This is a genomic window from Pedobacter sp. AJM (genome assembly GCF_002197755.1).
In the GTDB taxonomy this organism is placed as follows: domain Bacteria; phylum Bacteroidota; class Bacteroidia; order Sphingobacteriales; family Sphingobacteriaceae; genus Pedobacter.
In genome coordinates this window covers 1-15,706 of sequence record NZ_NHOT01000004.1, presented here as the reverse complement: position 1 = coordinate 15,706, position 15,706 = coordinate 1, and the positions used below count along the sequence as shown (strand labels likewise).

At 38.4% G+C, this 15,706-nt stretch carries 14 protein-coding genes, 1 tRNA gene and 1 pseudogene; 8 read left to right on the top strand and 8 right to left on the bottom strand.

Annotation, left to right across the window (positions count from 1 at the left end; all coding sequences use genetic code 11):
• Positions 1–57: 57 nt before the first annotated feature.
• Positions 58–171: pseudogene (locus tag CBW18_RS21850) on the top strand (transcriptional regulator); the annotation flags it as partial.
• A gap of 238 nt (positions 172–409) precedes the next feature.
• Here CBW18_RS21850 and CBW18_RS10980 read toward each other — a convergent pair.
• Genes CBW18_RS10980 through CBW18_RS10965 form a run of 4 tightly spaced genes read right to left on the bottom strand, consistent with a single transcriptional unit; the run spans position 410 to position 3,170 of the window.
• Positions 410–859 (bottom strand): DUF1648 domain-containing protein, encoded by a 450-nt coding sequence (locus CBW18_RS10980; protein WP_088301390.1) that lies wholly within the window; start codon positions 857–859, stop codon positions 410–412.
• Entirely contained in the window at positions 825–1,751 is a 927-nt protein-coding gene (locus CBW18_RS10975; protein WP_088301389.1) for a sporulation-delaying protein SdpB family protein, read from the bottom strand. The genes CBW18_RS10980 and CBW18_RS10975 overlap by 35 nt, the downstream gene beginning before the upstream one ends.
• Positions 1,748–2,284 carry an SdpA family antimicrobial peptide system protein gene (locus CBW18_RS10970; RefSeq protein ID WP_256387663.1) on the bottom strand — a complete coding sequence of 179 codons (537 nt, stop codon included), beginning with the start codon at positions 2,282–2,284 and terminating at the stop codon, positions 1,748–1,750. The genes CBW18_RS10975 and CBW18_RS10970 overlap by 4 nt, the downstream gene beginning before the upstream one ends.
• 1 nt (position 2,285) lies before the next feature.
• Positions 2,286–3,170, bottom strand: coding sequence for a hypothetical protein (locus CBW18_RS10965; RefSeq protein ID WP_088301387.1), 885 nt, complete (start codon positions 3,168–3,170; stop codon positions 2,286–2,288).
• Positions 3,171–3,847: 677 nt separating this feature from the next.
• On the opposite strand from CBW18_RS10965, the gene CBW18_RS10960 reads away from it, so the two are divergent.
• From CBW18_RS10960 to CBW18_RS10920, 7 genes are all read left to right on the top strand, one after another.
• Complete coding sequence (locus tag CBW18_RS10960; RefSeq protein WP_088301386.1) at positions 3,848–4,120, top strand: helix-turn-helix domain-containing protein; 273 nt, start codon at positions 3,848–3,850, stop codon at positions 4,118–4,120.
• Between the two features lie 1,645 nt (positions 4,121–5,765).
• Positions 5,766–8,927, top strand: coding sequence for a TonB-dependent receptor (locus CBW18_RS10945; protein WP_088301553.1), 3,162 nt, complete (start codon positions 5,766–5,768; stop codon positions 8,925–8,927).
• A 17-nt stretch (positions 8,928–8,944) separates the two neighbouring features.
• Positions 8,945–10,552 (top strand): RagB/SusD family nutrient uptake outer membrane protein, encoded by a 1,608-nt coding sequence (locus tag CBW18_RS10940; protein ID WP_088301383.1) that lies wholly within the window; start codon positions 8,945–8,947, stop codon positions 10,550–10,552.
• A gap of 108 nt (positions 10,553–10,660) precedes the next feature.
• Entirely contained in the window at positions 10,661–11,086 is a 426-nt protein-coding gene (locus tag CBW18_RS10935; RefSeq protein WP_253249014.1) for a chloride channel protein, read from the top strand.
• Between the two features lie 255 nt (positions 11,087–11,341).
• Positions 11,342–11,911, top strand: a complete 570-nt coding sequence (locus CBW18_RS10930; RefSeq protein WP_088301382.1) for a hypothetical protein — start codon at positions 11,342–11,344, stop codon at positions 11,909–11,911.
• Positions 11,904–12,197: a hypothetical protein gene (locus tag CBW18_RS10925; RefSeq protein WP_088301381.1), complete on the top strand. Its 294-nt coding sequence runs from the start codon at positions 11,904–11,906 to the stop codon at positions 12,195–12,197. Before CBW18_RS10930 ends, CBW18_RS10925 begins: the two co-directional genes overlap by 8 nt.
• Positions 12,198–12,234: 37 nt before the next feature.
• The gene (locus CBW18_RS10920) at positions 12,235–12,699 is read left to right on the top strand and encodes a hypothetical protein (RefSeq protein WP_140418665.1); all 465 of its coding nucleotides are present in this window, start codon (positions 12,235–12,237) and stop codon (positions 12,697–12,699) included.
• A gap of 149 nt (positions 12,700–12,848) precedes the next feature.
• Here CBW18_RS10920 and CBW18_RS10915 read toward each other — a convergent pair whose 3' ends face one another.
• The 4 genes from CBW18_RS10915 to CBW18_RS10900 form a co-directional block, all read right to left on the bottom strand.
• Positions 12,849–13,556 (bottom strand): nucleotidyl transferase AbiEii/AbiGii toxin family protein, encoded by a 708-nt coding sequence (locus tag CBW18_RS10915; RefSeq protein WP_088301379.1) that lies wholly within the window; start codon positions 13,554–13,556, stop codon positions 12,849–12,851.
• Entirely contained in the window at positions 13,514–14,002 is a 489-nt protein-coding gene (locus CBW18_RS10910) for a hypothetical protein (protein WP_140418664.1), read from the bottom strand. Before CBW18_RS10910 ends, CBW18_RS10915 begins: the two co-directional genes overlap by 43 nt.
• A 95-nt stretch (positions 14,003–14,097) precedes the next feature.
• A complete protein-coding gene (locus tag CBW18_RS10905; protein WP_371566729.1) occupies positions 14,098–15,240 on the bottom strand; it encodes a site-specific integrase in 1,143 nt (380 codons plus the stop codon).
• A gap of 390 nt (positions 15,241–15,630) precedes the next feature.
• A tRNA-Lys gene (locus tag CBW18_RS10900) sits at positions 15,631–15,703 on the bottom strand.
• Positions 15,704–15,706 lie beyond the last annotated feature (3 nt).

Below are 15,706 nucleotides of genomic sequence, written 5' to 3'. Positions count from 1 at the left end.
ACAGCGGGGAAAACTACTCCTTAAAGCCTTACTGGCTGAAAAAGGAAGACAAACAAAGATTTAGCAGATGCTTTAAATATAGCAGCCGAAAGTGTTTCCAGTTGGTGTACGAATTCTGCTCAACCTTCAATAAAGAAATTATTTGAAGTTGCTACGCATTTAAATAGTTAGGAGGGAGATTTACTAGATTCTTCTAAAAATTATAATGTTATTAAAATTGTTTCTGTTTGTTATACATTGGCTTCGTTTAAAAAGAATTGATATCATTCTTCAGGTAGAAGGCAGACTGAAATTAGTTTTCATAATCGACTGATTTAAAGTTAACCTTGCAATCTAATCGTATCAAGTCGTTCAATGATTTAACTTTCTGTAAACTTCAGGGGTATCGAACAATATGAAAGCTGCTTCTTTAAATTCTCGCTTTAAGGATGAGTAACGGAATAGCAATAACAGTTAGAAAGAAATAGGCGATAAAATAAAATGCGTTTGCTGATTTAAAAAAACCTATTGCATCAAAAATAACGAGGGAAAATAGTGCAGAGGTTATAATAGCGGTTATAGCTAGAAAAATTTGCATTTTAAAATAGGCAGATTCCTTATTTTTATCTGTGATATCGGCAGGATAGTTTAACATTTCAGGCCTTTTTAACAGGTAGCCAATGGCACCGACGATCACTATATTGAAAACAATTGGTACCCAGATGAAACTTTTTTCGGTATAACCATCAATTTTGCCAGAGAGGTCCCGGTGGCCAACGATGATTTCAGGTAGTCGAGGGTAGTAATATAAGTAGATAATGGTGTAGCATAGAATAATGGAAGGACTAAGCCAAAACACCACGTTTAAACGTTTTTTCATAAATATGTCTGAAATTGATAGGTGTGTAAAAAGGATAAAGATAGATGACTAATCCTGAGCTTATGGCAAAAAAGAAAGAGAATATCCCATGATAGAAAATAATCAGGATGTGAAATGTGATCGCAAATACTAATAGGTTTTTTTTGAACCTACTCCCAGCAAGCAAACTCATGCACAATATGATTTCAAAAAGAATGGAACCGTAAGTCAGCGCTGAAACAAAAAAAGAATTTTTTAAGAGTGGATTAGTAATGTGTGACAGCCATAAGGGCATACCGAATGCGCTATGGTTAAGCCAATAATAGATTGCTGTTCCGTTGATCCATTCAGTTACATTAAGTTTTCCTACAGCGGCATGAAAATAGATTACAAAAACCTGAAGTCGTATTAGAATAATTGAAGTGATGCCTATGATATTAGATGGACGTGGAACTGCTTCTACTTTCGTCCAGTGACTTTTCCTGCTATCAGTGAGGCAATGCGGGATTAGTAAAAGAGTGATAATGGCTCCAATCTGGTCACCACCGTCAATGATTGAAGCAGACAGCATAAAACTGGTGGTTACCCACCAGTGCAGTATGCCGCTAATTCTGATGAATCTTCCGGAGATTACTAAAATTAATATTAGAATAGCTGCGACTTTCGTATATATAACATTCTCAAAACCAAATAAGGTGAAAAAATTATAATCATTAATCGGAATGTCTCCGCTTAAAAGTGGGTTGACTACCTTCCCGTTTTTGATTGTATTAAAGAGTGTATATACCGGATTGCAGATCAGGGTAAGCAGTGTACCCACAGCGATTAACGTTCTAGCGAGGCCGATAACATTGGTGTAGGGAAAATAGTCTACCGTAAGCGACTTAAGCTTTTTTTCTAAACGTTTAATCATTTGGTGATATTGAGTTTTATTATTTTAGCGGGCATATCAATATTTTCATTGGATCTGTACCAGCTCCAGGGAATTGCTTTCTGGTATACAACAACATATTGCCCCATCAATATGGGATAATCCATCTGGTTCTTTACTTCGACCACATGACCAGGTACACCTTGAATTTTCCCAGACTGATAATTAAACTTGGTGTCCGCATATTGATAGTCTTTGATTTGTCGTTTTATAAACTGGAGCTCGCCAAATAATTTTGTCACCCTTCTGTTCAATCCCAGAAGATTTCTATAAGAGGAATGACGGTGTTCCAGTAAAGTGAGTTTATTTCCCTGACAAGCATAGATCAAAATCTGTGCTTCTCTGGGACTGCGTGTAAAAAAAGCCCAGCCCTCTGGAACCAACGCTAAAAACGCCTTTGGTCTTTTAAGAGCAAGATTCATTGGGTTGCTTGGTAGGGAAGAGAAAAAAACGGTAAGGATAAGAAGTCCAGCACATAAAATGGAGCACAAGGTTATTAGGATGTACTTATACACACTAAGCTGCTGTTGCGATGTTATCTATGAAGACCTCAAATTCCAAAGCGGGATTAACCATACCTGGTTCAACAGGCTGAAAAATTTTATTGGTATCAATTCTTAACGAATCCGGATCTACAGGAACTGGTACATCACTACCTCCGCCTTTGTAAGAGCTGATATTAGGACCCCAGAAACCCACTTTTAAATAAACAGATAGTGCAACTGCTACATTTGCGGTAATCGCAACGGTATTGTGTATGGCAAGTGCTGCATAGTATACACATACAACTGCCCAGGAACATGCAACTAAGGGATCATCAACATCAAGACTTAGCGGTTCTGGCTCGGATTCACTGGATATCATATTTTGATGAATCAAATCCTTATTAATAACGGCAAGTTGTTTATTTTTCAGTAGGCTTAATTTTTTCTCGCTATTGAAATTTGCACTTGTTAATTTACCTTTTTTGATATCGTCTTTAATGGAATTAATGATGCGGTCCATTTTTGGGAAAATTACCCTTATATTGTCGTTTATCAAACTAAATCCCTGGTTCACTGCGATAGCAATCACCTGGTGATTTCTGGTCATGAGGCTCAATTTGAAATCATTAAAATAATTAGGTTTGCTTGCTTTGATTGACTCTTCAAGTTTTCTGAAGTTGCTTTCACTTATTTTTTTTTGTTCCGGTGTGAACTTTTCAACGACGTCTATTAGTTCCTTATGAATAGATAACGATTTTGCAAATTTTCCGTAGCCAAAATAAATTCCTTCGAATAACTGCTCTCCAGTTTGGGTAGACATATCGCCATCTTTAGATTGTTTGTCTTTGGAACACGAGCTTATTACAGCAAAAAATAGTAGCAGGTAAATTGTATTCCTGAGTTTTGGAGCGTTCATAATGAGATTAATTTAGTTTTTATAAAGATGTGTAAATAAAACTAAATCTACAACTAGAAGTGGTTTTTTTTATGTTAAAAAATGTATTTTTTATATTCTTCCATTGAATTATTCAACATGTTGATAAATGGAGGATTATGGGATATCGATGTATGTCATTGAAGTCAGTTAGTCAGCTGTAAAGAGCCTGCAGAATACCTCCGGTAATGGGCACAACAATGTAGCGGTCTGGTGATCAGCTTGATAATTTTAAAGAATGTAAATAAGGATGCTGGTGAGGCCTATGGAGAGTCTTGTTTGACCCCCCTGGACTTTTAAAGCTGTGATTTCATGAATTTTATGGATACACTATTTAAATGTTCTGCTGGTTCGAAATGATGTGATGATTATCAGGTCGGTTTTGTTAGGCTTTACGGGATTTCTGAGTTTTTAGTATGCCGAAGGGTTGCGTGCTCTGACAACCTTGAAGCAACTTGACAGATGTGGAGAAATGTTTTTTATTTGCCTGAGTTGTCTGCTGTTGAGTGTATGATGCTGTTGAGTGTATGATGCTGTTGAGTGTATGATGCTGTGGTTGTTTGGGTTAAGGTTTACTGTTTTGTGCTGTGATCACGACCTGTTGGATAAGGGCAGGGGGGGCAGGCGAGGGTTTGATGTTGAATTTAATTTTTGGATTCATGAATAGGATGGATGCGCTTTTGGATCTTTTGTCTAAAATACATCAGATTCTGGTGTATAACAGTAGATATCATGGGAACATTGCTTTTGAGGAAGATCCGCAAATGAACCGCCAGCAGGTGAAGGACTATTTGGGCATTAGTGAGAGTACGGATAAGCGGATGGTGAAGCAGGGCCGGCTAAGGCCGATGAAGCTTCCCGGCGGGGATAAGTTTTATAAGAGTGAATTGCCTTCGGAGTATCAGGAAAGCAGGAGAAGGGGCAGGGTATGATGTTGATCGTATCGTAGCTTTCCGGTTGGTTGTACCGCCCTGGAGATTCCTGATATGCATTCCAGATATCCCTCATTTGATCAGTATGGCAAAAGTAACCTTGATATTTTCCGTTTTCTTATTGCTATCATCAGGTCATGGACAGGAAAATTCAATTAGTCGGATCACTGATTATGACTCGCCTGAAAATCTGGCCTATATAGAACATGAGCAAGGGAAGTTTTTGGTCAAAAATAACTATAGCTATTTTAAGAATGTAAAAAATACCAGGCATATGTTCGCAAAAGGAACAATCCAGTGGCTTGAAATCATCAGGCAAACAAGGATGCAAAATTTATCACTAAAACTTAAATCATCAAAATTAAAAATACCTCTTTCTTGATCATGGGGCAATATGATCAGGATGAATTTGCATATAATATACTTTCGGAAACAAAAGGTAACACTGATTTAAGTATTCAAGTGCAATTTGAAAGGGATCAGAAAGAGGGTGCTGAAAAGCTGATGATGTAATTACTTACCGGAATCAGCTTCCACCCGCCTGCGATGTTTAACAATTGACATTTAAGCATTCAAATTTAAAAGGTCTGTATAATGAAGTGAACCTCAAAAGAAAATAATGTGATGAGCTTGATTCGCTATGGGGCTCATTTCATATAGGCCAGGTTTAATTCATTCATTGCTGTACCTGTTTTAATGTCTCTATTTATCGCTAATATTGTTTTATTGACGCCGCGCTTTTCTCTGCAATTTCTCATGAAATGAGGCAAAACTACTTTTTTGTTTTTTATTCTAGCAGATTAGATAAGATTTGGGTTATGTCCTCAGAAGAGTTTTGCAACGAAAGTAACCTGAATAAAACGGGTAAGAACGCCGGTAAACGATCAATATGGTTTAATGGAAGAAGTAAGAAAACTATGACTGAGCACGCATACCCAAGGTTTGACAAATATTTTGATGTTGATTTTTCACGTTTTAGATAGATTATTTATGAAAGGGATATGCAAAACTTTAGTATAAAACTTCATACAAAAACTTAATCTCCTCCCCCCGAGAGGTTTTAAATAACAAATAATTGATTTATAATTATTATGTAAAAAACCGACCAATAACAAGCAATTTAGACCACCGCAATTTGAACTATATTGCTATATAATTGTCAATTTGCGATAGTCAGACTTCTTAAACACTTCTATTTTTGTCTCTAACCATTTATATAAACCGAGTTCAGAAAGAGTGAGTAGGAATTAATCAGTGACTAATTGCCTTACTTCGAAACCGACTTTTTAAAATTTTTTAAAGGCCTTTCATCCGCTGCATTAATCGGTTGGCAAACTGGCAGGGTATGTTTGTAGCCGTACCCGTTTTGAAAGGGTTAGGCAAAGGCAATCTGTGTTAAAATAGAGTGGTTAAATAGAAAATGCAATTTTTTACACTTTTAACACAAATGCCTATGTAAATTATCCACAAGACTAAAGCGGATAACCGCGAGAATCCAACTTGATAAAGTGACCACTTTAAAATTAATAGCAAGTTGTTGAAATAGCGACCTGCTACTATTTACCTTAGAACAAAAATTATGAAATTTTTTATATTCTCCAGGAATGCGGGGGCTAAATATCACCTATTTAGGCAGCCGCTAACCATGGCATTTACCATACTAAACATTTTTTTTTTTAACGCCACCGCATTTGCGGATATCCTTTCACCTAAATTAAGGGCAGCAAAAAAAATATCCCATGTCTTTAGTGAAATCGTTATAGAAGCCCGGGAAAATGCGCGATTGGCTGATTGGAATAACGGCATCCATAACGCGCAGCTAAAAGCTACCGGAACGGTGCTTAATGAAACGGGGCAGCCGCTTCCAGGCGCTACTGTTACTGTTAAAGGAACGCAAACCAGCACGGTAACAGATAAAAGTGGGCGCTTTACCTTAGAGGCGCCTGATAATGCAATATTGATTGTAAAATTTTTAGGATATGTAGCTCAAGAGGTTGCTGTTACGGCCCAGCCTATGACAATACAATTGAAAGCTGCAGGAACTGATTTGGGCGACATTGTTGTAGTGGGTTACGGAACGCAAAAGAAAGTTGACCTGACTTCAGCAATATCAACGGTGAATACCAAGGACCTTGTTAAAGTTCCGGGTGGTTTTCAGGCTGCGTTGCAAGGCACTGTACCCGGTGTGCAGGTTACAAATGGTACCATTCGTATAAGAGGCGTGGGTTCTATCAACAGTACCGATCCGCTATACGTTGTTGATGGTATGATCGGCGGGGCAGTTCCTGATGATAACAACATCGCCAGCATACAAATACTTAAAGATGCTGCATCAGCTGCCATTTACGGTTCAAGGGGTGCTAACGGTGTAATTTTAATTACCACTAAACGCGGGCAAAATGGGCCGGTTAAAATAGACTATTACGGCTTTGCAGGGTTAAAGGATCTCACCCATAAAATTGATGTGCTTAACGGGCAGCAGTTGGCAGAACTAATTAACGAGGAAATGTATAATCAGAACCCTGCCCGTACCGATTATCTTCCGGCTTTATCAAACCCGGCAGCAATAGGCGAGGGGTATAATATGATGGATGCTGTGATGCGTAAAGGTAACTATCAAAGGCATAACCTTTCTGTTAGCGGTGGGTCGCAAAATGCCAATTTCCGTTTAAACGGCATTTACGGCACAGACAAACCAGTTTTTATCAGAGACGGTTCAAAAAACTACGGCTTACAATTTTTATCTGATTTTACAAAAGGCAAGTTAAAGGTTGGCGAAAGCATGAGTCTTAACCTTTCTACACGCAACTGGAGTGACAAAAATGTAATAGATGCGCAGCGATGGTCATCAACTTTGCCCTTATACGATCCTAACAGCACTACAGGTTTTGCTGGCGCAGGTAACGGCACAGACGGTGCCAGCCCATTGGCCAACGCTTATCTTAACGAGAATAATAACGAGTCGCTATCCCTTAACGGCAACGTATGGGCATCATACGAATTTATACCTGGATTAAGGTATAAAATCAACGTCGGTATTGATTTGAACAGAACTCGCACGCAAAACTATAACTCTGCCTATTCTGTTGGTCAGTATCAAAACCATGATCCTGATGAGTTAAACATATCAACTACTCAAAATAACCGCTGGTTAATTGAGCACACGGTAAATTATGACAAATCATTTGGTAAGCATAATTTCAGCGCTGTAGCTGGTGTAACCTCAGAAGAATCAAAATATAAAGCACTGAATGCAGGCGCCAGAGCTTTGCCAAGCCCAGACGTTTTGATCCTTGGCTTAACTACATCTCCAAATTCTAAAGTAATAGGCTCTGGAATAGGTCAATCGGCAATGTACTCTATATTGGGCCGTATCAATTATAGTTACGACAGCAAGTACCTTTTAACGTTCAACTTCCGCCGCGATGGTTCAGCCAACTTTAGCGAAAAGTACAGATATGGCAATTTCCCATCTGTATCAGCCGGATGGAGACTAAGCCAGGAAGACTTTATGAAAGATGTATCTTTTATAAGCGATTTAAAGCTAAGGGCCAGTTATGGTGCATTAGGTAATTCTGATATCGCGCAATACCAGTACCAGAGAACAGTAAGTTTTGATCACGTATGGTATTATTTAAATGGCGTGAAAGTAACGGGGGCATTACCGCTTACTCCATCAAACCCGAGTGTTAAATGGGAGAGCCAATACTCAACGGATTTTGGTTTTGACCTTGCTATGTTTGATAATAAACTCTCATTGACTGTTGATTATTATAACAAGAAAACCGAAGATATGCTGGTAAATGTACCTATCTCCTATACAACAGGTTATATAGATAACTTTCCGGTTTTAAATTCGGGCAGCATACAAAACCGGGGTGTAGATGTATTATTAGGTTACAAAAACAGCTCAGGCAAATTTACCTACGGAGCATCGGCTAACTTCTCGGTGGTAAAAAACAAAGTATTAAGCCTTGGTAACAATAACGAAATTTTGTGGGGCAATGTAAACCCTAGTGGTTCAAACGTTTCAAGAACAGCAGTTGGGCATTCTATTGGTGAATTTTGGGGTTATACAACCGATGGACTTTATAAAACAAGCCAGCAATTAGAAGCCGATAAATCATTTGCTCCAAATGCACGTTTAGGAGACATACGCTTTAGGGATATTAATGGCGATAAAGCCTTGAATGATCAGGATAAGGCATTTATTGGTAGCCCTATACCATCTTTTAGCTATGGTTTCAATTTTGATGTTAGCTATGCTGCTTCATTCGGTACGCTTGATATGTCTATGATGTGGCAAGGGGTTCAGGGCAACGAGATCTATAACAATAGTAAATATTGGGGTGAGGGTATGTATCACTACTATAATAACTTTGCTTCAACCCTTAACAGGTTCCGCGAAGCGGATTTAACTTTCGTAAACCCGGCATCAGGAGTGACAACCTTTTATCCTAAAAACACCGAAACCAATATTCCAAGAGCTGTGTTGGGTGATCCTAACCAAAATTTAAGAGCTTCTGACCGTTTTATAGAAAATGGATCTTACCTGCGTTTAAAAACCTTAAATATAGGTTATACCTTGCCTGCAAACACGCTGCAAAGATTAAAAATAGATCGCTTGCGGGTATTTATTGGTGGCAAAAACCTGCTGACATTTACTAAATACAAAGGTTTTGATCCCGAAGTTGGATCAGGCGATAACAGATATAACCTGAGCCGCGGTATTGACGCAATTACACCATGGGGCCTAACATTTTCTAACACCAGGGAAATATTTATAGGAACACAGATCACATTTTAATAGCAACTGAAATAATTATGAAAAATATATTTAAAATAGGGACACTATTCATTGCTACATTGATAGCGGTGCACTCTTGCAAGCCTGATTTAAATCTGGTAAATCCGCAAGAATTATCAACCGATACATATTACAAAACAGCAGACCAGTTAGAGGGTGCAATAATACCCGCTTATGAGGCATTGATAGGAAGAGTACAAGGCGGATATGCACGATCATTCTACTATGAATTACTTGCGCCGGGCGATGACTTTAATCATACATTTAAGTGGGAGCCGATGTACTATGATACTTATAACACGCCTTCCAGCGATGGCATGCTAGCAGGAACATGGAAAGATATGTGGAACGGTGTATTTGCATCAAACCTGGCTATTTCTAAAATAAGCGAGTTTACCGGACCAATAGACCCTGCCCGAAAAAGCAGGATGCTAGGCGAAGCTTATTTTTTACGTGGTGTTTTTTATCTGCACCTGGGCATGATGTTTGGCGAAACCATCCCGCTTATTGATAAACCGGTTACTTCTGATGCTGATTACTATTCCAGCAATTCACAAAAAGGCCAGATATATGCTTTGATAACAAGCGATTTAGCTAAAGCAGCAGATTTGCTGCCCCTTAGAAGTGCATTGTATGCTAACGCTGCTTTTAAAGGACGCGCTACAAAGGGCTCTGCTCAGGCTTATTTGGCCAAGGCATACCTATACAGGCCAATACTTGAATTAGGCCAGCCTGCTAATTTTGCCGGTGCTGAAGCTGAATTGAAAAAAGTAATTGATAGCAAAGAATATCAATTGGTAAGTGCTTATAAAGACAATTTTTCTGAAGCGACAGAAAATAATGCTGAATCTGTTTTCGAGGTACAGATGTTTAACGGCCCCGGGTGGTTGGGCGACGATTTATCATGCTCATGGCGCTGGCAAGAAATAGGTATGTTTGACGGTACTGGTGGAGCATGGTGGAACCTTGCGCCGAACAAAAAAACTTATGATGAGTTTGAGACAGGTGACCCGCGCAAGTTTATGACGCTTTGGTGCGATAACGGTGCTAAGTTTACGCAAATTGATGGTACAGTTACAGATTACGTCTACTGGATGAGCAAACTGGCCACCAACAAAGATCTGTACGGAACACGTAAATACTGCCCTGATGTGCAGGTTTCTGATTTTGATAATGGCATAAACGACAGGTTAATCAGATATGCTGATGTATTGTTGATGTATGCTGAATGTTTGAACGAAAAGAGCGATATAGCTGGCGCAAAACAATACATAAACATGGTTAGATCACGTGCCAACAACGTAGTGCCATCAGAACAGCCGAGTTTATGGTATCAGCATTCTCCTGGCACCATACCTGATGTTGATGGACTATTGGCGCAAAATATTACTAAAAACGGCGTGCCACTAAACAATATCAAAAGCATAATAGTGCACGAGCGTTTTGTTGAGTTAGCCGGTGAATATCTTCGTTACTTTGACCTGTTACGCTGGGGTATGGCTGATGCTAAATGGCTTGAGCCGCTTAAGGCGATAGGTTGGACGCAGCGTGCAATGTACTATCCTTTCCCACAAGCGGAGTTGGATAACAACAAAAATCTGCGTGGCAATGCCATGAATAATTAGAAATTAATTTAAAGGGTTGTTTTCGTCATAGGGAACAACCCTATTTTGAAGGCTATGGAAACTTAATTAAATATTATACATTTTTGTTTTTATAAGGCGCATTATAAAATGCATTTACTGGCTAATAAAATAAATCCGTTTCGCCTTATTCATAAGTTGCCGTTTCAGAAAAAAAGATATGAGAAATTGGGCATAGATATTAATAAGGAGATAGACCGGTCCTCTGGAGATAAAAAATTCGGGCTGAGTATAATGGCAGCTGGAGGAATACTCTGGGGAGTTTTGGGTATTTTCTTTTTCTCTCTTCTTATCCTATTTAACTTAATAAGTTATGCAGCCATGCCACATATTGTTATTTGCAGTGTACTGTCAGGTATTGTTTGCTATTTTTTTGTATTTAAAAACGACAAGTATCTTAAATATTTTGATGAATTTGAAAAGCGCTCAAAACTGGAAAAGTGGAAATACGGTTGGCTCACTTTAGGGTCTATTGTTGCCCTCTCTCTCCTTTTTTATATACGCCTTATAACTTGAAATAATCCCTAAGCTGTTGTAAGCATAGCCAGAATGCTAGTTCGAGTTCTGTTATTCGGAAGAGAATGAACCTATTGAGCAATTTTTAAGAAAGGTTAGTTCGGCTGAAAACAGATTGGTATCTTTCAATCACGAAATAGGTTTTGATCCGAAGTGGAAGCAAGTTAATACCTAATTAACATATAACCTATTTTGGTTTTATTGAAGATATCAATAAATAATTGAGCCCCAATACCTAAAAAGAGCGATTATACTATGAAAACAGAAATCGACATTTTATCTGATAGAGAATTAGAAATTTGGGACTATGCTGAATCTCAAAATGGAACAATGGACTTTGTAACCGAAAAACTTTCCACAGAAGGAATATTTGAACAATATCGAAATATCCATAGATCTTATCTTGAACTTTATCTTCGTATTGATAATGAAGCAGCAAAGCTTGAAATCTTAAAGCGGCTAATATTTTTAAATTGGTACGCTCTCGTGGAGCCAAATTGTTATACAAGGATTGAAGATCTTGACAAGGAAACGGTATCTAAATCATATTCTATTTTAAATCAATATCTAATCAATGGAAAAATCGATACCGAATTTAGGTGGATGTTGTATTTTTATTCCAGTTGGGATTACACTATACTTCCATTTTCAGAAAATAAACTTGAAGCATTAACTACATTTGTAAAAGATGTGGAAACTTCAATTTCAAGCTATCCTAAAAATCAGTTGCCAAAAGGCGTAATGGATAACAGGGGGCAAATGGGAATTTACTGGATAAGCATGTCAGTTGAAAAGAAGTTCGACAAAAGGAAGCCAAATGAATAGACCTACCGTAAGAATAATTGTACTCGAACCAAGTGATTGGAACCAAGGTAATCTGTTCGGTGAAATTCTTTCCGACCGCGGTGGTGAAAAACTCAAGGTTAAGCTCACTCAATCAATTAAAGGGGGGATGTTTTCTAGCGATATTTTGATTTTAACTCCATTCATTAAAAATGAAACCTTTAAACCATTACAGCAATATTATTCAGTGAGTATTAATGGAAGCATCATAAACGAGCAGACCAACGAACAAGAATTTGTCATTATTGGCAACGTAACTTATGATTAATTTTCCGCATAAAGTTATTTCGACTTATAGGGTCTTGATGAAAAAAGCTTTTAACGAAGATATCGATGAAATGTGGGTGGAGTGGGCTTTAGAAATGATCCAAGCAGGCTACGAATCTGATAATCTATATATACTTGCAGGAATCACCAGACCTTACCATCAGTTTGAACTTCAAAGATTAACAGATAAAGTTCTTGCTGATCTAAATCTCGATTATGAGGATAAGTTATTGATGATTAGAAATTATATCTATTATATTATTTCAACTGCTATAAACGAACCATCCAAGTACCTTTCGACCTTAAAAGATATCAAGGACATCTGTATAGCACTGGATATGGAACAAGAATACATGGACTTTTATTTGCTATATTTTGCAAAAGATGACCTTAATGAGTCAGAGGTACAATGGTACTGGGATGGTGCAGACAGGACAAATATAGACCGAATAATTGAGGAGGTATTTGAGAATTATCTAAATAGTAACAATAGCAAACAGTAAAAATCGGAAAATCGCATTCCTTCAACAGCAACTCATTTTGTCTTTTGAGCCAATTAAACTACTTCATATCTTAAGGTGCCAATTTGGTACCTTAAAATAAGATAGGTTATCACGAATTGTGATAACCTATCCCTGTTATTTGTGTAAATCTAACGACTCATCCCTCTGCCACGGTCATTTTTTTTTTGGCTATTTTTTGTTGCCTGAAGCTTACGGTACAATTCCCTGCTTTCTAATAGATTGGTGTATTCACGTACTGCCTTTAAAATGCTTTTCTGCACATCCTGCCATTTTAGCTTTGTGTCCATAAGTTTTACGGGAACATTAAAGTCGATATCGTTATGGTACATTAGAGACGACTTAGCAGTGTTAGAGTCGACATTTGGATATTTCTGGCAGTAGTAATCCAATATTTCATCTAAAGGCATTTCCATTAACAGGTAATGCATATCGATAAAATCTTTTATCCGTTGCCCGCTATTCACAATTGCATTGATCTTCATTGCCGATATATCCTGATTGGACATCATCCTTATGCCTTCGATTGTTTCTATTGGCCTGATAGATGGATACTTGTGCGAGATAAAATCAAAATCAACTTCACCAATGCTACCACTTACATAATTGCCCTTGTGGCGTTTTACATCTGCGCCATAGCTGTTCCTTAAGTGTACGGCGAGTCCATCACCATCAAAGTCCGATGAGCTGAAAAGGTCGATATCTATGGATTCCCTGTGGCCGATCCTCAGGGATAATGCGGTACCGCCTACAAGGTAAAAGGAGTTGAGCTGATGGTCTTGCATCAGTGTCTGGATCAGATCCAGTGTCCCTGGTGTAACTGTTTCTTTGTGTAACATTTGAGTTTTTCTTTGCTCAACTGAAAATATTTACAAACGGCCTCCATGGTCATATCAGAAAGGTAAGTGATGTCTTCTTTGAGGGCTCGGATTACGTTTTCCTTACCATAAAACCTGATCATCTCTTCCCAATCCATTGTATTGCCTTTATCAAGCACCCGTTCGATAACGGTTTTGTAACTCCTGCTCCAATCCAGTTTTTCGAAATCAAAGTCCCAGAACAGTACCTTTGGAAGGTCTGGTCTTCTGACTTTTTGTATCAGTGGATGTCTTTCAATTTTGATTTCATCGTTTTCGAATGGAACCTTTTTTTTCGAAAGATAGTTGTTCAATGTATGATAGTTATAGGTTGGGTAGCTGTCGCAAAATCCTTTCAGACTTGAAAACACATCGATATCTGTACTGGCAAATCTTTTCCAATGGACAACGATTACTCTTTTGTTCAATTCCTTTAACATCCTACAAATCTAACTAAAACAGGAATTAATGCCTAATATTTTTAAATATTTGTCAGTTGACTGTGATTATTAAATTTATTAGTCTATATCATAGCTAGCTTTTTCTTTAGCATTGCCATGTCTTCGCTTACCTTGATATCCAAAATTTTCGCGTAATGCTGGGTAGTCCTGATGTTGGTATGCCCGAGCATCTTTGAAACGCTTTCAATCGGCACGCCATTCAACAGGGTAACCGTAGTGGCAAAAGTATGGCGGGCAATGTGTGAGGTGAGTTTCTTTTCAATTCCGCACAAGTCGGCAATCTCCTTCAGGTATTCGTTCATCTTTTGGTTGCTCGGAACTGGAAGAAGCAAGCCTTTATTGAGGCAAACTTTGTTGGTGGAATATCTATCTACAATCTCAAGAGCTGTTGACAGTAGCGGAACCGATGACCTTGTTTTGGTTTTCTGCCGATTGGTAAAGATCCATCGGTCGCCATCAATTCCCTTTCTGATATTCTCCTGTTTCAGTTTGAAGACATCGACATAAGCCAAACCAGTAAAACAGCAGAAAATAAAAACGTCTCTTACCTGTTTCAATCTCTCCGATAAAAACTCTTTTTCTGCGATATGAGCCAATTCCTCCTTGTTCAGATAAAAGCGGTCAACATTCTTTGTTTTGCCTTTATAAGCGGTAAACGGCGATTTATCTATCCATTCATTCTCCATACAGATGCGAAGGATTTTTCCGAGGTTTTTGATGTTTTTTACCACATAGTTGTTCGCGCAGTTCTTATCACACCTTAGATAATGGTCAAATCCGTTCAGAAATGCTTGGTCGATAGTTCTAATGTCCATATCGGCTAGACCATATTTCAAAGGGATAAAAACCTTAAGGTGCCTTTCCAAAACTTTATAACGGTTCAATGTGCCACGCACATAATCTTTACCCACAAGCTGCTCCATTTTTAGGTTATGGTCGGCAATCGCTTCTAATAGGGTATGCGAATTGGTGAGCGTACCAAGGTAACTGGATTTAATTGCATCTGCTGTAATCGGTAACCCCATATCGAAAACACGTTGATGGGCATAATAAACTGCATTCTGCAAGTGGTCAAGATGGGTATTCAACACCTTGATCTCTTCTTTTGAGCCGATGGCTCGGCCGCCCTTGGCGTTCCATCGTTTGGGATCGCAGTTCCGATTGGTGGCCATCTCCGCACGGTTTCCTTCTACAGTAATCATCATTTAGATCGGCACATTTCCACTTACATAGTTCTTTTGCTTTTTCAGATAGAAAAGCAGGCTAAAATTGGTCTTCATAATCTAACGATTAAAGTGAAACAACCCGAGAACCGACTTTCGGTTCGAGAGCTGCATCGCCGTTAAAAAACAATAAATAACAGTGATGCAAACATAGCTTTGCTTCTTAAAACATACAAGATGTTCAGTTTATAACAACCTGTACAATAAATGATTATGTACAATTCGGTGAGTCAATTTTAACCGTTTTGCCTTACTCACCGAATCACTCACCAAAGTTTTGTGAATTCGTGCGATTTTTGGCAATTCCCTAAAAGCAAAAACCCTGCTAATCGTGCGATTGCAGGGTTTTATACGTTTTGATAGTCTTTGGTGTGATCCCGCTGGGATTCGAACCCAGGACCACTACATTAAAAGTGTAATGCTCTACCAGCTGAGCTACGGAATCATT